The 20,594-nt window shown below is 43.3% G+C and carries 15 protein-coding genes; 3 read left to right on the forward strand and 12 right to left on the reverse strand.

The features are described 5' to 3' along the window. Positions 1-72: 72 nt before the first annotated feature. From BDE36_RS17890 to BDE36_RS17900, 3 genes are read right to left on the reverse strand one after another with little or no spacing between them, the layout of a single operon-like run. Entirely contained in the window at positions 73-1,530 is a 1,458-nt protein-coding gene (locus tag BDE36_RS17890) for a RagB/SusD family nutrient uptake outer membrane protein (protein WP_141815948.1), read from the reverse strand. 19 nt (positions 1,531-1,549) lie between these two features. Further along, complete coding sequence (locus BDE36_RS17895; RefSeq protein ID WP_141815949.1) at positions 1,550-4,450, reverse strand: SusC/RagA family TonB-linked outer membrane protein; 2,901 nt, start codon at positions 4,448-4,450, stop codon at positions 1,550-1,552. After that, the gene (locus BDE36_RS17900) at positions 4,443-4,721 is read right to left on the reverse strand and encodes a carboxypeptidase-like regulatory domain-containing protein (protein WP_141815950.1); all 279 of its coding nucleotides are present in this window, start codon (positions 4,719-4,721) and stop codon (positions 4,443-4,445) included. Before BDE36_RS17900 ends, BDE36_RS17895 begins: the two co-directional genes overlap by 8 nt. Before the next feature lie 230 nt (positions 4,722-4,951). On the opposite strand from BDE36_RS17900, the gene BDE36_RS17905 reads away from it, so the two are divergent. After that, positions 4,952-5,674 (forward strand): class I SAM-dependent methyltransferase, encoded by a 723-nt coding sequence (locus tag BDE36_RS17905; RefSeq protein ID WP_141815951.1) that lies wholly within the window; start codon positions 4,952-4,954, stop codon positions 5,672-5,674. 101 nt (positions 5,675-5,775) lie between these two features. On the opposite strand, the gene BDE36_RS17910 is transcribed toward BDE36_RS17905, so the two are convergent. Continuing rightward, entirely contained in the window at positions 5,776-6,252 is a 477-nt protein-coding gene (locus BDE36_RS17910; RefSeq protein WP_141815952.1) for a hypothetical protein, read from the reverse strand. A gap of 233 nt (positions 6,253-6,485) precedes the next feature. Here BDE36_RS17910 and BDE36_RS17915 point away from each other — a divergent pair, with 233 nt between their 5' ends. Beyond that, entirely contained in the window at positions 6,486-8,423 is a 1,938-nt protein-coding gene (locus BDE36_RS17915; protein ID WP_161987684.1) for a tetratricopeptide repeat-containing sensor histidine kinase, read from the forward strand. Further along, on the forward strand, positions 8,404-9,048 hold the full coding sequence (locus BDE36_RS17920; protein WP_141815954.1) for a response regulator: 645 nt from the start codon (positions 8,404-8,406) through the stop codon (positions 9,046-9,048). Before BDE36_RS17915 ends, BDE36_RS17920 begins: the two co-directional genes overlap by 20 nt. An 86-nt stretch (positions 9,049-9,134) precedes the next feature. Here BDE36_RS17920 and BDE36_RS17925 read toward each other — a convergent pair whose 3' ends face one another. The 8 genes from BDE36_RS17925 to BDE36_RS17960 form a co-directional block, all read right to left on the reverse strand. Further along, positions 9,135-10,091: a bifunctional helix-turn-helix transcriptional regulator/GNAT family N-acetyltransferase gene (locus tag BDE36_RS17925; protein ID WP_141815955.1), complete on the reverse strand. Its 957-nt coding sequence runs from the start codon at positions 10,089-10,091 to the stop codon at positions 9,135-9,137. A 125-nt stretch (positions 10,092-10,216) separates the two neighbouring features. Further along, a complete protein-coding gene (locus BDE36_RS17930) occupies positions 10,217-12,913 on the reverse strand; it encodes an alpha-L-rhamnosidase-related protein (RefSeq protein ID WP_141815956.1) in 2,697 nt (898 codons plus the stop codon). Between the two features lie 29 nt (positions 12,914-12,942). Beyond that, positions 12,943-14,292: a sugar porter family MFS transporter gene (locus tag BDE36_RS17935; protein ID WP_141815957.1), complete on the reverse strand. Its 1,350-nt coding sequence runs from the start codon at positions 14,290-14,292 to the stop codon at positions 12,943-12,945. A 29-nt stretch (positions 14,293-14,321) separates the two neighbouring features. Further along, positions 14,322-15,113: a glucose-6-phosphate isomerase family protein gene (locus BDE36_RS17940; RefSeq protein ID WP_141815958.1), complete on the reverse strand. Its 792-nt coding sequence runs from the start codon at positions 15,111-15,113 to the stop codon at positions 14,322-14,324. After that, complete coding sequence (locus tag BDE36_RS17945) at positions 15,106-16,869, reverse strand: class I mannose-6-phosphate isomerase (protein WP_141815959.1); 1,764 nt, start codon at positions 16,867-16,869, stop codon at positions 15,106-15,108. The genes BDE36_RS17940 and BDE36_RS17945 overlap by 8 nt, the downstream gene beginning before the upstream one ends. Beyond that, positions 16,869-17,828: an ROK family protein gene (locus BDE36_RS17950; RefSeq protein ID WP_202618152.1), complete on the reverse strand. Its 960-nt coding sequence runs from the start codon at positions 17,826-17,828 to the stop codon at positions 16,869-16,871. The genes BDE36_RS17945 and BDE36_RS17950 overlap by 1 nt, the downstream gene beginning before the upstream one ends. A 5-nt stretch (positions 17,829-17,833) precedes the next feature. Further along, positions 17,834-18,388 (reverse strand): glucose-6-phosphate isomerase family protein, encoded by a 555-nt coding sequence (locus BDE36_RS17955; protein WP_141815960.1) that lies wholly within the window; start codon positions 18,386-18,388, stop codon positions 17,834-17,836. Between the two features lie 32 nt (positions 18,389-18,420). After that, positions 18,421-20,592, reverse strand: coding sequence for a hypothetical protein (locus tag BDE36_RS17960; RefSeq protein WP_141815961.1), 2,172 nt, complete (start codon positions 20,590-20,592; stop codon positions 18,421-18,423). Between the last annotated feature and the right edge of the window lie 2 nt (positions 20,593-20,594).

Raw genomic sequence — 20,594 nt, forward strand, 5'->3', positions numbered from 1 at the left:
TAAGACCAAAGGCCCGAAAACGATGCAGAACATCATTTTTGGGCCTTTGGATATTTAAATATGCTGCGGGAATTAATAGCCTTGGTTTTGCTGTGCTTTTAATCCCGGATTTGCATTGATCTCTGTCTGCGAAATGGGCAGTCTCGTTTTGTAAAAGCTCCTGTTGATGGATGTCTCCCGACCTGCAACACTTAAGCCGCCGAGTTCATCATTGAACGTAATTGTTTTATTTAAGCGGATCATGTCAAAAAACCTATGACCTTCACCTAACAACTCCTTGCTTCTCTCGTCGAGGATCATATCAAGGCTGATAGTTGCCTCTGTCGCAGGCGCAAGGTTCGGAGCGCGCTTGCGAATGGCATTCAGGTAGGTCACAGCCTTCGCCTTATCGGTTGGAAGCGCAGCTTCGGCGGCAATCAGGTAAATTTCAGAGAGCCGTATCACCTTAATATTCACGGCAGTATTCGTGGCCTTACCATCCCCTTCCAAAGTAGTGCTACCGCTATATTTATACAAGGAGCCCATACGTGTCGCCGAGGTTTCGTCGCGGGCTAAAATGCCCCAGCGAACATCATTGGGATCCTGACGCAGACGGTCCAGATAGTAATCACTTACTAAAAACTGTCCCAGCGCATTGTTGGATCCATGTCCGCTGCGACGAAGATAGACGCCCAAAGCAGAAGTACCCAAATCATTCTCCGTTGCAAAAACACCCAGTTCGAAGATCGACTCGGAGCCAAATGGTGTTTTCCACGAAGCCACCCACGCGGCATTGCTATACAAGCTGTAAAGCGCGGTTTTGCTGATTACTTCTTCTGCAGCAATCAGCGCATTCGCGTAATCCTTCATGTAAAGATATACCCGGGCCTGCATCGCCAGGTTAGTATAGTAATTTATGTAGCCCTTAGTGATTGTTTTAGGCAATAAAGGAGCCGCTTTAGTAAGATCTGCCAGTATTTGTGTATAATTCTGTTCAACTGTTGCACGAAGTGGCTGAGCCTCCGAACCTAGTCTTGTCGTTACATTGGGAACACCAAATGAACTTTTATCATCATCATACGACTTGCCATACAGACGCACCAGATCAAAATGCATGATCGCCCGGGCAGTCAAAGCCTGTGCCTTGTAAGTATCAAAACTCGCATTAGGAGCAGTAGCTTCGATTGTCGCAATACCTTCGAGAATGTTGTTGGCCTGATGAATACCATTGTAAATCTGAAGCCATGTCCCCGAAAAGCTGTTCGTGGTTGCTGTGTGGTTAAATGTGTATAGCGCATCTAAGCCCCGCCCCTGGGAATATACCGTCAGATCACCCCCTTTGGCATCACCATACATAATAAAATTTCTCCCGTAATAGTTCACATCGGTCATGCTGTTCATCATTCCATTCACCATTATCTGCGCGTCGGCAGGTGTCTGAATAGAAGTCTCCACCTTACCCATATTGGTTGGCTCTACATCGAGGAAGTCCTTACATGACGACAGGCTTAAAGCCACAAGACCTGCTAAAAATATTTTTGTTGCTTTCATCTTATCAAATCAAAACTCATTAGAAACTAAATTCAACGCCCATTGTATAGGTCTTTCCGAAAGGTGTCTCCCAGCCCCTGGTGCCATACTCATTTACTTCAGGATCGGCTATTTTATACTTTGAAAATGTCAGAAGATTGCTGCCGTTGAGATATACCCTGGCATTCGAAACACCGATCCTTTTGATCAGATCCTTCGGCAAATTATAAGCAAGCGTTACGTTTTTAAGCCTTAGGAAGCTGGCATCGTGCATCTGACGGTTGCTGAATTGCTGCGGGTCGGTCAGGTCTAAACCAGACAAGGCAGGTAAAGTTCCTTCCGGGTTTTCAGCGGTCCACATCTCCTCATAGTAGATCTGCGATCTAATCCTCTCCCAATAGTATCCATCATCTGCCACGTCTTTAAAAGCAGCATCATACAGATAACCACCTATCTTATAGTTAAAATTCAGACCGAGGGTGAATCCCTTGTATTCCAGATCGGTATTAATCCCGCCGTATACATCCGGGATTGCAGAGCCTAAAACTGTATAATTAGCCTTTGAATAATCAAAGGTTGCACCCCTGCCGTTATGTATGAAGTCGCCTTCACTCTCACCCTCCGGCGAGTTTACATACCAAACGTTTCGGCCGCTTGCAGGATGAACACCGGCCCACTCATATCCCCAGAACGCACGTGTCGACTCGCCTTCCCTGAAGATATATTGCGCCCTCCTGTCTTCAACTGACAAAGTAGGATCAATCCATACAATATCATTCGCTGCAGCAGCGCCTTCTGCCTTATACAGTTTTGTAACCTTCGATTTTAAAAATGCGGCATTTACACTTGCGCTCCATCTCAGGTCATTCCTGCGGATAATATCGCCGCCCAGTTCCACTTCAATGCCCCGGTTATTAATTTCGCCTACGTTCTTAAGAGTATTCGGTATACCGACCACCAATGACAAGGGAACATTCTGAAGCAGATTTTTTGAGTTTCTGTTAAAATATTCAACAGATCCGCTGATCCTTTGGTTAAATAATCCAAACTCGACGGCCAGGTTCGAAGAGTAGCTGGTTTCCCAGGTGAGGTTGGGATCAGCGATGGTAACGATAGCACCGGCCGGCTGATTCATGTATTTTGATTTATAGCTGGTCAGATTCCTCCAGCCATAATCGTCGGTAGGAAGCGTTCCATTTGTACCATACGAAGCCCTCAGCCGAAGGTTGCTCACGTAGTCAACCTCTTTCATAAAATCTTCGTTGCCAATAGTCCAGGCTCCGGCTACCGACCAGAAATTCCCCCAGCGTGTATCCGGGCCGAGTCTTGAAGATCCATCACGGCGGAACGAGGCCGATGCATAATATTTCTGCCCATAGTTATACTCGGCACGGGTAAATCCCGATAGCAGGTTATTCCCCCACTCATAGGCATTTGCCGTGAGCACACCTGCAGTTTCTACAGTACGTAACGAACTCGACGCAAGATTTGTACCGGTGGAACGCTGAAAATCGGTTTCATTCTTTTCTGCTTCAAATCCGGCCAGCATGCCGATGTTATGTAGTCCGAATTGCTTCGCATAATTCAGCGTAGTGGAAGATACGAGCTTATTGATATTGGTGGTCATCTCGTTCACTGAGCCATTGGTACCGGATCCATTAAAGTGAAGAGCACTGTAGTAAATATGATCTTTAACCTGCACATTATCGTACGAGAACACTGATTTGAGGTTCAGTTCAGGAAGAAATTTGATATTGAGGGTCTCATTTGCCGTTATCCTTCGTGTGATCGAACTATTCTCCCACTCATTGTCGTAGTATACAGCATTTTGAGCGAGACTGCCATACCTTGCGGTAAAAGGCTGACCGGTTTTATAATCCGTAGGCCAGTAAAATGGCCATAGCAGATTCCTGGTTTGCATAAAGTAGTTCGAGTTGGTGTTTCTCGAATCGTTATATCCCTCCTGGCCGGTCCTCCCGATGTTCACGTTCGATATAAACTCTACATACTTCCCTACTTTCTGAGCTAAATTCACGCGGCCGGCCACGCGGTCGAAACTATTGATTTTAACGCGGCTCTGATCTTTCGTATAAGACAAAGAAGAATAGTACGTAGTGTTTGCATCACCACCGCTTACAGAAAAGTCATTTGTCTGATACACGCCCGTTCTGAAGAGTGCGTCCTCCCAGTCAAAGTAAGTACCTTCACGGTTCACTATTCCATCGGTCATACCTTTGATGATGACATTTTCAGATAAGCCCGTCCCTGCCGTCTCAAAATAATAGCCATGCCTGTTAAACTTGCCATTAAGCCTTCTTAAAGCATCTGCATTTGCAGCCGCTTCTGTTTTTTTGCCGGCAATATTATAGTCGTAAAAAACCCGGTATAACATGTTCGTTTGTTCCTGGATCCCCGCCGGCTCATAGTTATCGGTTGCCCATGAAGGAGTAAAGCCAACAGAGGATTTAAAGTTGACCACAGGCCTGCCGCTTTTCCCTCGCTTTGTAGTCACGATAATCACTCCGTTTGCTGCTCTTGAACCGTACAGGGAAGATGCCGCAGCATCTTTCAGTATGGTGATCGATTCAATATCAGAAGGATTTATCGAACTCATCACATTGTTGGTGGCAGTAGTATAGTCCTTCATCTGCCCCGCATTTCCGGATACCGCCGGAACTCCGTCAATGACATACAGAGGCTCATTTGTGGCGCTCATGGAGCCAACTCCCCTGATCCGTATCATTGGAGCAGATCCGGCCTGCCCCGACGCAGAGGTGATCTGCACACCAGGTGTCCGCCCGATCATGGCAGTCTCAAAGGAAGCGGCAGGAACGTCTTTAATTGCGCTCTGCTTAATAACAGAGGCTGAGCCTGTATACGTTCCCTTTGTCGCTGTCCCATAGGCTACCACCATTACTTCCTGGAGGGCCTGATTATCCAACTGAAGGGCCGCGTCCTTTCACCTGTATTTCCAGCTTTTTATACCCTAAAGCTGAAAAAATAAGAGTACCATTCTGGGGTACGTTATCGAGCGAATAAGCTCCGTTTAAATCAGTGGATGCCCCTTTCGACGTACCCTTTAAGAGCACAGTAGAAAAAACACCTTTTCCATCTTCTGCAGATGTGACTTTTCCCGTCACCCTGATTTGTCCCTGTGCAAATGTTGCCAGGTAAAGCAGGACACTAAATAAAATCAGTAGAGATTTTCTCATAATAACACAAATAGGTTCTAAAATGAAAGAAATTGTTCCAATAAGCGTATATACATTCAGGGGCACGATAGTTTTCGGTATATACAATTACAATATTATTATTTATTATGAAGAATGATATTATATTTTTGAAAAAAACTTCTTTTTCTTTAATCATTTATCAATAATATCCTGTTACTCACCATGAAGTCCGTTAATTAAACCATGTACCTTTACAAAAAGACTAAACGATGAAAGCAAATTACTCGCAGAAGGCGTCTAATGCCGAGATCAGAACAAGGTTCGATAATGATGTAGAACGGTTTTCAAACCTCGAAACTGGCCAGCAAACCACTATCGATGCGGCACTTACAATGGAACTATGCACAGAGGCTGCGAAATACACAACCCCCCAAGGCAAAGAACTGCTTGATATTGGCTGCGGGGCAGGAAACTATTCCTTAAAGATGCTGAGTAAGCTACCCGATCTGAATTGCACATTAAATGATCTGAGTATGCCTATGCTTGAAAGGGCTAAAGCACGGGTATCCTCACAAACCAATGGAGAAACAACCATTATACAGGATGATATGCGTAACTTAAATTTGCCCGACAATCATTTCGATATCGTGCTGGCAGCGGCAACCTTGCATCATTTGCGTGACGACGCCGACTGGGAACTGGTTTTCGGGAAGATTTACAGGTGTATAAAGCCGGGGGGCAGCTTCTGGATCTCCGACCTGATCGGCCATGATTCTCCCCCAATTGACAAGCTTTTCCAGGGGAAGTACAGTGAATACCTGGAAACCCTCGGAGGCCCCGGATACCGGCAAAAAGTATTGGACTATATTGATCACGAGGACACCCCCCGTTCCCTGAACTACCAGCTGGCTTTATTGAGCCGGGTTGGCCTTAAACATACCGAAGTGCTACATAAAAATTCCTGCTTTGCCGCATTCGGGGGAATAAAATAAACACAGGTTCTATAGTATTACTAAGGCCGCCCCAAAGGTTCGGGGCGGCCTTTTCTATCAATTAATTAATCAGAAATGTCGATATAAAAAGAGTCGCTCTCTTACAGAGCGTATTTGAAGGACAGTCCGAAACGTCCTGCTTCAAAATCAGTATCTTCGGTCAGATCCCACATCGGGCGCCAGTCAAATCCAACAGCTATCGGAGCTTTGGGAACTTTAAACTCCATCCCAGCCTGAGGACGGATTAAAAAACCTGTAAGATCATCACCAAAATAAACCTGGGGACCTATACCGGCATTCCAGCTCAGGCCGCTCGCATTAGGAATTGGCTTATTATACGAATATTCAACTCCCAGTACAGTAAGGTCGTTGCCAAACATGATCATCGCCTGTCCGGCATCATGCTCTGTGAAGAAATGTTTCACATGAGGGCCAACAAAAGTTCCGCCGTTTCCAAGATCCAGGAACAAACCGAAGCTTGTATTGTAAGGCGCTGCGGTTTTCTGGGCGTGCAAAACGGCGCCAAACATCAGAGGTAATACTGTAGCGAGTACTGTGGTTAAAAGAGCTTTTTTCATAATTAGTTTTTTAGATGAAACCATACATATTTGCTTTTCAAAGTTGCGGAATACAAACGCTTTTTGAAATCCGCTGATTCTGGTATATTTCATCTCATGGTTTTCAGGTATTTTGCTAAAAACTTATGCGGCCTTCAGCAGCTTTGGTTATATTGCTTACATACTCTCCTCGCCTGCTACTTATGAAGAAGTATTTTTTCTTTTTGACGTTTATTTGTCTATACGGTTCAGTAATGGCCCAGCAGCTGATTACTGCTCAGCCCGATAGTCTTGAACTGGCTCTAAAGAAAAGCAGAAACTATAAGGAGCGGGCAAAAGCGCTTGCAGACCTTTCTGATTTCTGGATTTATACCGACTCGGCAAAGTCAATGAACTACGCCCTTCAGGTGATGACCCTGTACAGGCAGCATAACGACAAGCAGGGGATTGGAATAGGCCATTACTATATAGCAGGTGTTTACATGGAAAACGACAACGGCAAAATGGCTGAAGCCGAATTTCGGAAAGCAGTGAACATATTGCAGAAAGACAGTTCTTATCTGTCGCAGCATTACCTGGCCCGGGTATGGCATAATCTTGGTGTATTGCTTCAACGCGAAGGAGACGCTTACGGATACTTAAATATACTCCTTAATAAAGCTGTGCCGATCCTCGAATCTATTAAGGATACAATTACACTCGCACGGAACTATAACGACATTGGAAGCGCATTTCAGAATACCCAGCAGTTCGAAAAATCACTCTCCTGGTACAAAAAGGCGATAAAAACCCTGCAGCACTTCCCTAATTACGAAGACCTCGCCCTCGCCTACCTTGGAGCAGCCAGAGCATTGTTGTTTAAAGAGGATTTCTCTGATCGCCCCTCACGTCAGATCAAAGCTTATCTTAATTTAACTGCAGACGTTTTAAAACCGAACCCCAAAGCATATCCCTGGATAGACTACTATACAAACGAAGGGCTGTACTATCTTCATATCGTTAAACGACCAGATCTTGCCATCAGAAGTTATGATCAGGGACTACTTCTGGCCCAGGAAACACACCAGGAGTATCCTCAGCTTGAATTGCTTAACCGCAAGTATTATCTCTATTACAAACAGGGTGACTATAAAAAAGCGAGGACTACTGCTTATCAACTATATAAGCTGGCAAGCAAGTACCCCATTTCAAAGAACCTCCTTGTTATTTTAAAGAACTTAGTGGATGCAGAAGAAAAGAACGGTAACGAAGCCAGGGCCTTTCAGCTGCTAAAGCAGTATACTGCCCTGTCCGACAGTCTCAAGGTGGAAGAAACCAATATCCGGTTAAATGAACTGGAGAAAAAGTATGAGCAGCAAACAAAGGAAAAGAAGATCCTTCAGCTCCAGGCAGATAACTCACTGAAAAGTGCCGAGCTCGACTACAACAGAACACTTCTGTTAAGTATTTCAGGATTACTGATAAGTGTGATTATCCTTTCGGTGCTAGTGTATCTTCTACACCGCAACAAGCAAAAGCTGCGGGAAAAACAGAAAGAAATGCAGCAGGAACAACTGTTCTTCGATGCACTTAATCAGGGACAGGAGCAGGAACGCAAACGTCTGGCTGGCGACCTTCACGATGGACTCGGGGGACTGCTGTCTAACATCAAACTCCTAATTTCGAAGGAAACAGACTGTGATGAAAGCAATTCTTCATGGGATAAACAAAACAAGCTAATCCTCCAAAAACTGGATAATGCGATGAATGAACTGCGGCGGATAGCACGAAACCTGATGCCCGAAACACTCCTTCGGTTTGGTTTAACCACAGCCCTGAGGGACTATTGTGAGGATCTCGAAAAATCGGGGGTGAAGATTTCACTTCAGACCTACGGAATAGGCACACACCACGACAAAAACGAGCTGATTATGATCTACCGCATCATACAGGAGCTTATCAGTAATGCTATAAAGCATGCCGAAGCCGAAACTATCCTGGTTCAATGTATTCAGAATGATGAAAAGATCTTTATTACTATAGAGGATGACGGCAAGGGTTTTGATAAAGAAATTATGAGTACCAATCCCGGCCTGGGATTGTCGACGGTAAGGAACAGAGTTGCTTACCTGAAAGGCACACTGGATATTCAGTCAAAAAAAGATGTAGGAACTACCATTAATATAGAATTTAATGCTCAGCAAACCACTTAAAACGAGAGTCTATATTGTAGACGACCATCCGATCGTTCTGGAAGGAATAAAGAACTTCCTCCAGTCGAAAAGCGACGACATTGAGCTAAAGGGAGGATGTGGAACAGGAAAAGAAGCGATGGAGGCCTTACTTACCGAAGAGGTAGATGTGTTGCTGCTGGATATCAACCTGCCCGACATGAACGGGATTGATCTTTGCAAACTCATCAAACAGCAGCATCCCGACATTAATATTATCGCTATCAGCATTTATAACGAGCGAAGCATGATCACCAAGATGCTGCAAAACGGCGCTACCGGCTATATCCTGAAAAATGCATCAGCCGAAGAACTGTATACAGCAATCAAGACAGTGGTTAACAAATCCCTCTATTTTAGTACCGACGTTCAGCGCTCTCTTTTTGAAGCAGCCCTCGACGATCCGCTCGATTTGCCCCGCCTTACCAGAAGAGAAGAAGAAGTACTTCGTTGTATCGGCGAAGGAAAAACCACCAGCGAAATGGCCAGTCAGCTGTTTGTGAGCACTCATACCATCGAAACGCACCGGCGAAACCTGATGCAGAAGTTCAATGTATCCAACTCAGCAGCATTGATCAGAATGGCAACGCAGTATAACCTACTTTAAAATGAGTGATGTTAAAGGTAAAATGACTTATGGTATTCTCGTAAAACAAGAATATCAGTTGTTTTATACTTAAAACTTACAACTTATTACGTATAACTTAACACTAGCTCCATTTGAATATTACAGCGTTCGTATGGGGTGGCACGGCCTGTAACTTTCTCAAATCCCAGCTTACGATACAAACTGATAGCCGGCTTCAGGATTGTATTACTTTCAAGATACAGTGCCCCCGCGCCTTTAGCTCTCGCACGCTCAATGGCTGCTCTGCCTAAAAGCCAGCCTATGTTTTTACCCTGTGCTTTCGGAGATACCGCCATTTTAGCCAGTTCATAATCATATTGCAGGTCGTCCATTTTTAAAAGCGCACAGGTACCCAAAGGTTCGTCTTTGTATAGCGCAATAAATATCTCGCCTCCTTTATCCAATATATATTCTTTGGGATGATCCAGCGACCGGTAGTCGGCTTCTTCCATTTTAAAATAGGTGGAGATCCACTCCTCGTTAAGCTTCTTAAAAACTTCCGCATACTGGTCTTTGTAACCTACTATTTTCACGTTTGAACTTTCCCGCGATTTCTTCTGTTCCTGCACCCGCCGCAGCAAACTCTTCTGATCCAGTAAATACTCCCATTCTTCAATCGCCTTCCACAGATTATGCTGTGTATTGTTCAGAATATCTTCAATGGCATTGTTAACGTCCACGTACTGATCCTGTACCTTTTCAACTATTTCTTTCCCCTTTTTTGAAAGAGTTACCATATTTCTTCGTCCATCCTGCTTATCCTTCTTTTCTAGTACCACCCCCTTCTCAGACATTTCAGAAACTATTTTACTGACAGAAGCATGAGAGTGACCAATCTCTTTTGCGATTTCTGTAATAGTATTTTCGCCTCCCGACAATGTATGGAATACGGGGAACCATTTAGGATGCAGATCGGCACCATACAGTTTATAAACTTCAGCGGCATCTTCTGTGATCTTGTCAGTTAACAACCGTAGCCTGCTTCCGATAGCCATTTTCCCTGTTTTCTTGTAGATTTCCATGATGAAACTAATTACGTAACTGATTACGTAAATTTATAAAAACAGTCTTAATAAAAGAAACATAATCTGTCGGAAGAACGTCATAAACCTAAGTCCAACTTATCACTGCGTCTCTTAAACACCCATTACGGTAGCTTAACTACCCGTAAATAATCTATATATGCATCGTTTTTATACGTCCCTGTAAAAGACATATTGTTATCAAATCCTTTATTTTCAGGATTAAGAAGTAATTTAACTGAATGCTTGCCTTTAGGCAGTTCTTTTAATATTAATTGGTTAGACATAGTCCATTTATTCCAGCTACCAGAAGATTCCAGTATAAAAGTCCCTGCATCCTTGCCATCTATAAATACGGATCGAACAAAACAATAAACGTCATGCGGCCCCCTCCCGTTAGATCCAATCAATGAAAAGGAATAATTCCCGTTTTCTGCTAAATCAACAGTAAATTCAAGATTGGCAGGTTTGGCGGCAAAGTCGACAACGTATCCTTTTCCAGAATATCCTCTTGCGGTATCAGCTGTGTTAGTAAGATACTTCCCTTCTTCAGATTCAATTCTTATTACTGTTGAGGAATAAAGTATGGGATTGGATAAATCTGACTCTAATCCGTTATCATTTACCGCACTAACAGAATAATATCCTTCAGGCTTATTTGCTAAACTATAAGGCGAAGTTGCATCCTCTTTACTATTATTTCCATATATTTTATACCGGAGTCCAGGCTTGGAGTGCCATATCAGCCGACCCTTTTCCAAATTTAATACAGGCTCATCCGGTGCCCAGCATTTGCCTGGGCCGGCCTGCACTAAATTAATCTTTCTATTATCATTATTATCAGGCGATACTTCTATTTCAATAGTAAACTTCCCCTTAGCACTTGCAGGAAATTCAAATGGCAAAGATTGAACTTTTCCATTCACTCTGATGTTCTTCACCAAACTTCCCGTTCCTGTCAGTTTAATATCAAGCACACTATTTCTGTATTTGAAATTTTTCAGATTTAGTTCTCCCTTTACTAGATCAGAGGGGACAACAGGTGAAAACAATAAGCCCGTTTCTGTCATTTCCATACCAAATAGTACCCGGTAGACCATACTTATATAGGAAGCTACAGACCACAGCTGACGATCGGAATTTAACGCAGTATTGCGATCATAGCCAGTATCATAGGTCATATTTTCTTTATGTGTCAGAAACATCGCTCCCTGGCGAATCTGTGATTTCATGATATGACTTACCGCCGCTAAATTCTTAACACGTTTGGCAGCATATAAATAGGGAGTTTCCCAAACAGTCCACACGCTCTTGTTGTGATAAGCGAAGTCATCGGCAATGGTCGGATAAATAACAGCTCCGCCATAAGGATAAAGCGGATAATTTTCTACAATACCCGATACCTGTTTTAAAGATGCTGCTCCAAGACAAGCAGCAAGCCCGTTCGACATAATATCAACCCGGGAGGATGGTTGATAATTCATAAACTGGGGATACAAATACGAATAATATAGTCCCTTTTTCTCGTCCCAAAAATGATCATTGATACCTTTCTTAACCTTCTTATAATACCATTCCCAAACATCTATCTCTTCATTCTTCTTGTTCAACAACTTTCCCGAGCGGGCAAGAAAATCATACAGGAACAAATGCAGCGCGTTTGTTCCTGACGAGAAAGACTCACCTATATTTTCATTAGAGAACCAGTTGGGGTAAGTATGGGTTCTCCAGTCCATGGAACAGGTTTCACCTCTGAACAAATTAACGGTTTTATCAAAAGTTACATGAATATCCTTTATTGCCGTATAACTCAAGCCTTCGTAAGCTTCTGCGAGCCAAGCCTTATCGCCGGTTACTAAATAGTATTCCCACGCTGCCATTGCCCAAACAACGCGATCAGTTGAAATAGGCCATGATCCTCCTGTTCCTGTATCCTGTAATGCCTCTTTAGGTTTCTTTAAAGTTTGCTTTCTAAGCGTCCTTCTTGATATATCCTTCTGAATCCATGAAAATGCAAAATAAATACTATATACAGCATCACGTGTCCAGGTATCCGGCCATAAAGCGCCGGCCATAAAGGTAGAATCAGAGCGAATATCTAATTGCATTTCTTCCAGTGCCATGTTATAAAGGGCCACCATCATAGTATTATTTTCAGCTGTAAACTGTGGAAATAAGCCGATATTTTCTTTTAACTTCCATTGACCACCTTTCTCATGATAGTCCGATTGAATGCTGGTTATTGAAACAGCCTTCGACTCCCTTAAACCGAGAAAAGAGGCTTCAACTACGCTGTCTGGGAAAATGGCAAATGGCAGCAGAGATCCTTTCTCTCTTACGAGCGTCCAATGCGAACGGTAGTTGGTATTTCTGTCAGTTTTATTCAATCCGGCTCCTGATCCAATCTGTGTTAATAATTCACCCTCTTTTTCCGAAAAGTTTGATAAGGTATACCAACTGCAATTTGCCATTTGTCTGATACCAAAACCTTTAAACAACCAAATAGCTCTTTCAGGCTTAACATTACTGGACAAGTTTGCACAAACTACCCGGCCACCGGCACCCGAAAGAAGGTAGTGGCCCGTCCTTTTATTACGAATTTTAACATTCTCAGATTCCGTGGATTCAGAAATCCAGAGATACCTGTCATCAGAAGGAGCTTTTCCAAATCTAAGAACTCCCTTATCCTCATAAATGTATTCCCCGGTCTGCCTGCATTGCAAACTCCATTCGGAATAGACCTTTGATATTTGCGCATTTACTGACTTCTCGTGGCTTATTAAAAACAATACTATGCTGAGACAAACTAATTTTTTTTTCACGTCAGATTATAACTAATGGTTACAGTTATTTAAACACCGCTACTTATAAATTCACTCTCTATTTGTTCCAATGATTTACCTTTTGTTTCGGGGATCCATTTTATAACAAACAAAAACGTTAGCACGCAAAAGCCGGTAAAAACGGCAAACATCCAGGTCGTTCCCAGTTCTGCTCTTATAACGGGGGCAAACTGAATCGTCAGGAAACAGCATAACCAGCAAATCGCTGTAGAAAACGACATTGCCACTCCCCTTATCCTGGATGGATATATTTCAGAAATAACCACCCACATAACTGGAGCTAATGATGCTGCAAAAAACGACACATATGTCAGAAGCGCGATTAGTACGCTGAATGCGTTTTGAGATGGCTTTGAAAACTCGTAAGTGAGATACCCCAGCGAGACTGCCATACCGGCAGCGCCCCATAATAACAACGTTTTACGGCCTTGTGAATCTATTAACCATAAAGCAACAATAGTCATCAGGAAATTAATCAGGCCGAGAATTACCGACTGGAACATAGCTCCCTCTTTCATAGAACCTGCAGCCTGAAATATATCTGGCGCGTAAATCAGAACAGCATTCACTCCGGTGATTTGTTGCGCAGCAGCCAGAACTGTCGCTATCAAAACAACCCTCCCCGTTTTTCCTTTAAATAATTCTGTTAAGGAAACTCTTTCCTTGTCCTTCTCCTGATTAAGAGAAAATTCAATTGCCGGCAAATCTTCTTTTACTGACGTTTCTCCGCCAACTTTGAGAAGGACCAGGAGCGCATTGTCTTTTTTACCCTTGGCCAACAGCCACCTTGGGCTTTCGGGAAAAGACATGAACAATAAGATTAGAAATATAAGTCCGAAAACAGCCGGGATGCCAAGCATATACCGCCAACTATCATTACCAAGGCCTATCAGAAAATAATCAAAGACGTAAGCAAGAAGTATTCCTATTGTTATGGCAAATTGATTGAGAGAAACCATTGTTCCTCTGCTTTTAGCCGGTGATATTTCTGAAATATACATAGGAGCAATAACAGACGTAATTCCAACTGCTATTCCTGATAAAACCCGACCGGCATCGAGGAAAAAAATATTTGTCGTAAATGCACATACCAATGCCGACAATGTGTAAAGGACAGCTGAAGCTACCATTACTTTTTTTCTTCCATACAAATCTGCAAATCTGCCTGAAAACAACGCTCCAACTAAAGCTCCTATTGTAAGCAATGCAGCCACCGTGCCTAATGCAGAGTCGGTAAGACCGAACTCACTTTTTATCATAGCGTTTGCTCCTGAAATGCCGGCAATATTAAGTCCAAACAAGAACCCTCCATTAATCGCGACAAACGTAATCCAGTATAAGTATTTTTTACTTGTCATTGGTTATTGATTTTTAAATGTACAATAATTCAGGGTTCAAAATTATCCCATAGTCCTGCCTTTAATTGTGGTTTTGGAACATAAAGAAAGGTTTCCGGCTCCTCTTCAAAGATAGTGTATATCGGTTTGCCAGGCTGAATACCTAATCCTTCATACCTGTTCGGCGATTTACAGATGAGTTCAGACCTTTTATACGTTTGATTCGCCCTCCATTGAATTTCATTCTGTTCACTAAATGCCGGAAACCAGGCTATTCCTTTATGCCTTTTGATTCCATCATATACAAACCCGTAATCTCTGTCGCACCAGGCTCCGAAGGTAAGCGGACTTTCCGGATTTGCACTAATGGTAGCATGAGCCCAATCCGGCGGGACTATTACAACATCTCCAGGTTTAGCAAATACGGCAAAGCATCTCCCGGGATTGTCCTCGTCGTACTCCTGCATATAAATTACTGCTTCTCCCTCCCATATTTCGTAGATTTCAGGAGTAGACCAACCGCTATAGGAAGATATCTTATGTACGTGGCCCTGACTTCTAACCGGCTCCTCCCCTAACTTTCCTGCAGCATAGGTTACCACACCAAAAAGAAGATGCAAGTCCTTTAATAATTGTCGATGGACGGTTTTACCTACGTCCATTGCAATTGCATAAACTATTTCCGGCCCTTCACACCGGGGGTTTAGTAAACTTTTACGAATGTCATCCAATCTTCTGTATTCTACTTCCGGACCGAAGACACCTTCTCCATACAAAAACCCCATCGGATTACTTATCGAATGGATAGCGAAACCTGGATTAAAACTATCTGATTTATGCATTGGTTCGTACAAAAGCTTTAAGTGTTGCACATTGTTGTCCTTCCGATTCTCCATAAGGCCTTATGGTATATTCGCCTACCCTCGCAGGGACAATAAAGGTTTCAGCATAATGTATTACAAAAGGATCAAACGAATGAGAAGGGCTTTCTACTATCACTTCCCTTCCTTCCACCAGATTCAGCACGTTTACACATCCGTTAGTGTTATGCAATACAGCATTAGTGAACCAGTGTCGCCGAGTTTCAATAAATTCCTGCTCATGAAGGCCTGTACGTTCTTCTATCCACCCGTCACCTTCTGACATTTTTGTTACACGGGAAATAAGTTCCTTTTTCACCCATTGCTCCGTTCTGTCCCATTGTATCACTTTACTGCCATGATCTATATTTATAGGACGGGGTTTTCCGTCGAGACCCGGCCTGCCCCAATCCCAAAGTTTAAATGTAAAAATATAAGGCGTAGCACTGATTTCCAGCACCATTGACTCTGCGCCCGAACAATGAACTGTGCCTGCAGGAATAAGTACATGGTCATGCTTTTTTACAGAATATTTACCCACATATTTTTCAGTCGGAAACATGCCTGTCTTTTGAGATTCTTTAAGATCATTAATCATTTCAACCGGATTAATGTCTTCTTTAAACCCAAGATATACAACAGCTTCCTCTTTCGCATCCAGTAAATAGTAACTTTCGTCCTGCGTGTAATTCATCCCAAATTTATCCTGGATATACTCGGTTAAAGGATGAACCTGTAAACTCAGGTTACCACCCGCCATGGTATCCAGAAAATCAAAGCGGATGGGAAACTCATCTCCAAAGCGGCCATATACCGGGATGCCCAGCAATTCTTTCGGATGGGCAAAAACAAGATTTATAGAAGGTATTTCAAATTTTACATCTCCCAGTCCTAACAGAAGACTGTTTTCTTCGGGAACACAGTCGAAGCACCAGGCATAGTTCAATGCTCCTTTGTCCAGATCACAAATCTCTTTCATCCATTGGCCTCCCCATGGACCGGGATCAAAAAAAGGGACTACCCTAAACGGGCGCCTCGTAGCCTCGCGCAGCCCTGCCGTTATAGCTTCAGCAGAAGCCATCTTAGGTTCATCCGGCACATTTGTGTCAAGAACATAATCCCATTTCTTCATGAGTCGTTTCTTAAACCTGTCGCAAATACGCCAATCAACAAAGAAACCACGTTTATATTGAAGGGAAGCCTTTTCTTGGCAATTATTAACTCCTATATTGCTTACCTCGTTCCGACGGAACCGCATTTGTATTTCCCATCGGGCCATATCGGCATAAATCAGCACATCATACTCCGGCTGTAGATAGGCTGCCCCAACGCCATAAATAACTATAGTGCCTCCCGTTATTTCCGATATTGCTTTTCTTAATTCATAAACCTTCGCAGCATCAAAATAACTGTCTATATCATACCTGGTTATATACCCAAATATTTCGTCATCTGTTATGTCTTCCCGAAGCTTCCTGTTCAATTCTGATTCATTTAACATAGCATCTGCCGATCGTATAAAGGTCACCGGGCCCATACCCTGTATAATTCCAGTCTCAATTTCGTTATCTAAAACCCCCTGATAACATTCTATAACCACTATTTTTCGTGTCGATCGTACACTGTCGATCTTCTTTCTGATCTCATTACTTATATTTTGCCACCCGGTCCAGCATCGTGCTTTTTCGGAGGGAACAGGAATTACCGGATATTTGTCGTAATTTGAAGTTCTTGCCATTAGTTAATTTCCCCCATTTTTAAGCGTTTTAATAAACTATACTGAATACCCAAAAGGGCGGCGCTGTCCTCCAGTCGAGAAGCTACAATATCAACTTTCCCAGATGGACACCAGGCTAATCTGTCTACCCGATCCTTAATATAGGGGATGATCAGATCCTTGCTCTTCATAATCCCTCCGCCAAGAACAATTATGTTCGGGTCGTACGCGTGTATATAGGTAACGATCGCGGCGGCCCAGATATCCATGCAATTGTTCCGAACAGTTATCGCATCAGTCTCGCCCTCACTTGCCAGAGAAAAGATTTTCTTGAAGTCGTACTGTACCGCTCTTTCTCTAAATTCTGGTGACAGTGCATCATTTTCAGAAATGATCTGCGGAAGGAACGATGAAGACGCCAACGCTTCCACGCATCCTATATTTCCACAAGAACATCTTCTCGCTTTATAATCCACAACAAAATGGCCACCTAAAGAACCTGCCTGGAAATGCTCGCCATACAATAACGAATCATCCATGATCACGCCAGTACCTATACCGGTTCCGATCGTAACCATCACTACATTTTTATGTCCGCAGGCTGCACCGTACTTCCACTCCCCAACAACGGCCAGCCGGGCATCGTTGTCCATAAAGAACGGCACTCTCCAGTTATTCTCAACCCACTCATTGAAATCCAGATCTCGTGCATCATCGTATTTCTTATTGGTTGAAATGATGGTATTATTTATCGGATTTACCAGCCCGGGAAAGGCCAATCCAACACCAGACAGTTCGTTCTGAGCGACATTTTCTTTAAACAACAGATCGTTTATCGCACTTTTAATAAGGGGCAGATTAGGTCTGACTCCACGCTCTGAAAAAGCCTCAAGCAGGGTAAAACCCGCAATCTTTCCATCACGTATCAAGCCCACTTTCACTACTGTACCTCCTAAGTCTATGGCTATACTATACATCATTCTGCTTATATTAAACTGGCAACTCCATTTATATCAATCAGCCGTTTCGCAAAGCCATTCCTTGCAATCTCCTCATAATTATGACCGGCGTCAGAGGGCCAGCTGGCTGCAAAAGACAATAACTCCTTACCTGTGTTGGCCACCCTGTGCGCCACTCTTCCGGGGATATAATGAAAGCTCCCCGGGAACATCTTTTCAGCCCACACCCTTCGCTGTTCATCCATCAATATCAGCACTCCCTCCCCCTTTATCCCCCAATAGAACTCAGTTCTATCTATCATAGCATGAAAATGACCTTTCGTCATAAAATATTCACCCCCAACACTACCCGGAAAAATAGATGTTACTCCGAAATAAACCCCTCCCTGTGTTCCTTCTTTAACTGGCAAATAGCTGATTACTTCATACACCAGCGTTTCGGGGTCCATATTTTCAAAGGCGCGCTCATCCTTGAAAATGCCCCTCAGATCTTTCAGCTTACGGATGCTCTTGTCAACGCCTTCGCCTCCCAGATGATCATCTCTGAAAACGCGTTTAGGTTCATTTATAATTGTGTCCATTATCTTGATTTTAATTATTCTACCCTACTGCTTTATTGCAGATCAATGATCAGATGATTGTCCTTATCAGGACTTAACCTTACAAGGCTGTTCTGTCCTTTTTTACCCCATTTACCCAGGTGTACATACATCGCTCTACAAGCCTTATCACTTAATTTAGATACATTCAATACTGCACTTTTACCTTCCGCGTCTACCTGGATCGTAAAAGAGAGCAAGCCAAAGGGAGTAGCAATCTCCTTTAGGCTGGTTTTCATTCCAGGACGTATCCACTCTTTGGGGAGCCCTTCCAATAAATGGATCTCGTCACCCCTGTCGAGGGCAAGTAAGTGCACGGCAAGACGAATAAACTCTGCACTCGCCCAGTTATGAGGCATGTCGCCCACATATTTTGCCTGCAGATCCCGTGGATTATGTTCTTCCCGCCATGCATACAACGGAGAGGCATGATTTGCAAAGGCATATAATGCCCCGATCGCCTTCCCGCCGTCGCCTCTCCAGAGACAGGCATGCCCATAAAAACTTGCAAAATAGTTCCATATCCCCTCTATGATCCAACCTGTACCCATCACCATCCCTTCCTGAAGAGTCGATTCGAGCATATTCATAGTGCCGGAAGCAATCTTATCATCCTTTTCAAAGAGCTGGCCTGGATAAACAGCCTGGCAGAAAGCCCATTGTGCCCTTTGGGGAAGAGATCTTTGTTTTGGATCCATAACCACCGGAAGATATTTGTTACCAAATGAGTCGGAAGCGAGATCCCTTAATGCCGCTTTCCTGAACTTTGAATAAAAATCATGATATTCCCTTGTCCAGTCTTTGCCGTCCTGCTTCATACCCAACCATTCAGCTGCCTGGATCATTGTTTTTAGTCCCGCAAGGCACCAGTATATATTAGTATATTCCGCCATATCCTTTTTACCCCATAACCCACCATCAATTTCTCCCGGAGGAATCAATCCGTCATCAAGGGATATGCTATTATCAAGAGTCTGCCCTCTTAGCTTCCTGATAAAGCCTACTGTCCTTCTTAGTTTTGGCCATACCGACCGTAGCCACTGTTTGTCTTGCGACAGCATAGCATGTCTTACACATGTCCACAACACAATGCCATTCTCCTTCCAGTAATTGGAACTCATTTTGCCGAATCCACCGGTGGTATCCTGAAAAGACAGGAGATAGTTAATGCCGTCCCGGGCATCCTCCCCTCTACCCATCAGTGCAGCAGTTTCGAGCAGAAACGCACCGTCTACTATCCAAAGCCCCCTGTAACACGTTGGCCCAACCTGAAAGGCTATACTGTTTTTCTTGATTTCCCGGGCCTGCCAGATACCTCTGAGTGAAGCATCTATGAGGTTTTGAATCTCCTCATCAGGAATCTCTATATGACCGTAAGGAATATTAGTGCGGTTAGTCCAGTAATCTATTACTTCTTTTCTGAGATCCCCTGTTTTTTTTAAAAATCGAGGAGGATCTGATTCCATTTCCTTTGATAAGAGGGATGCTTTAGCATTATCATATAATGCCGCAATCTTTACAATACTGCCGTTCACCACCTTCACAGGCTCCAGTTCTATAACAGTTTTATAATCTGCTCCTGCGAGGTTTTGTCTTAATATCTTAACTTTTTCACTCAGATAAACATGGGCGGTTTTTCCCAAAGAATCTGTTATCGTCACTATTCTATCCTGTGCCGACACTTTATGATCTGAATTGACAATAAGCACCGGACGAATAGTCTGATCCTTTCCGGAGTTATTCCTGACCTCGGTTAGTATAAGATCTTCCCTGTTTCCTGCTTTTGTTGATATGCCTTTCCGCATATAATCCAATCCTAAAGCAAAGGTTTCCTGAGTGACACTCATTCCCCCGACAGAAGACATCGTTTGTACTATCGGAACCCGTGCATTAAGTAGCTTCTGATCACTAATCTTAATACCTTCATCGGCGAGGAAATGAACTACAGTCGCAAATCCACGGTCATTTGCAAAAGGGAAGAAGCTCCTGCTTCCAAAATCGTAGAATACCTGACCAAGGGGTCCTACGAGTGTTTTACAGGTATCATCAGGAAATGAAATGCATGACACATGCCACTGAGGGGCATATCTGTAATCAACTGTATGCGATTGTGCAAACAGGCCTTTTAAACTAAAGCAAAAGATTACTGAAATTATAATAATACTTTCAAAAGTGTTTCTAATCATCA

Source organism: Arcticibacter tournemirensis, assembly GCF_006716645.1.
Taxonomy (GTDB): domain Bacteria; phylum Bacteroidota; class Bacteroidia; order Sphingobacteriales; family Sphingobacteriaceae; genus Arcticibacter; species Arcticibacter tournemirensis.

What these genes read in the sequence shown, in the direction of transcription:
- BDE36_RS17890 (WP_141815948.1), bottom strand. Translation starts at nt 1,530, where the DNA reads ATGAAAGCAACAAAAATATTTTTAGCAGGTCTTGTGGCTTTAAGCCTG.
- BDE36_RS17900 (WP_141815950.1), bottom strand. Translation starts at nt 4,721, where the DNA reads ATGAGAAAATCTCTACTGATTTTATTTAGTGTCCTGCTTTACCTGGCA.
- BDE36_RS17905 (WP_141815951.1), top strand. Translation starts at nt 4,952, where the DNA reads ATGAAAGCAAATTACTCGCAGAAGGCGTCTAATGCCGAGATCAGAACA.
- BDE36_RS17910 (WP_141815952.1), bottom strand. Translation starts at nt 6,252, where the DNA reads ATGAAAAAAGCTCTTTTAACCACAGTACTCGCTACAGTATTACCTCTG.
- BDE36_RS17915 (WP_161987684.1), top strand. Translation starts at nt 6,486, where the DNA reads ATGGCCCAGCAGCTGATTACTGCTCAGCCCGATAGTCTTGAACTGGCT.
- BDE36_RS17920 (WP_141815954.1), top strand. Translation starts at nt 8,404, where the DNA reads ATGCTCAGCAAACCACTTAAAACGAGAGTCTATATTGTAGACGACCAT.
- BDE36_RS17925 (WP_141815955.1), bottom strand. Translation starts at nt 10,091, where the DNA reads ATGGAAATCTACAAGAAAACAGGGAAAATGGCTATCGGAAGCAGGCTA.
- BDE36_RS17935 (WP_141815957.1), bottom strand. Translation starts at nt 14,292, where the DNA reads ATGACAAGTAAAAAATACTTATACTGGATTACGTTTGTCGCGATTAAT.
- BDE36_RS17940 (WP_141815958.1), bottom strand. Translation starts at nt 15,113, where the DNA reads ATGCATAAATCAGATAGTTTTAATCCAGGTTTCGCTATCCATTCGATA.
- BDE36_RS17945 (WP_141815959.1), bottom strand. Translation starts at nt 16,869, where the DNA reads ATGGCAAGAACTTCAAATTACGACAAATATCCGGTAATTCCTGTTCCC.
- BDE36_RS17950 (WP_202618152.1), bottom strand. Translation starts at nt 17,828, where the DNA reads ATGATGTATAGTATAGCCATAGACTTAGGAGGTACAGTAGTGAAAGTG.
- BDE36_RS17955 (WP_141815960.1), bottom strand. Translation starts at nt 18,388, where the DNA reads ATGGACACAATTATAAATGAACCTAAACGCGTTTTCAGAGATGATCAT.
- BDE36_RS17960 (WP_141815961.1), bottom strand. Translation starts at nt 20,592, where the DNA reads ATGATTAGAAACACTTTTGAAAGTATTATTATAATTTCAGTAATCTTT.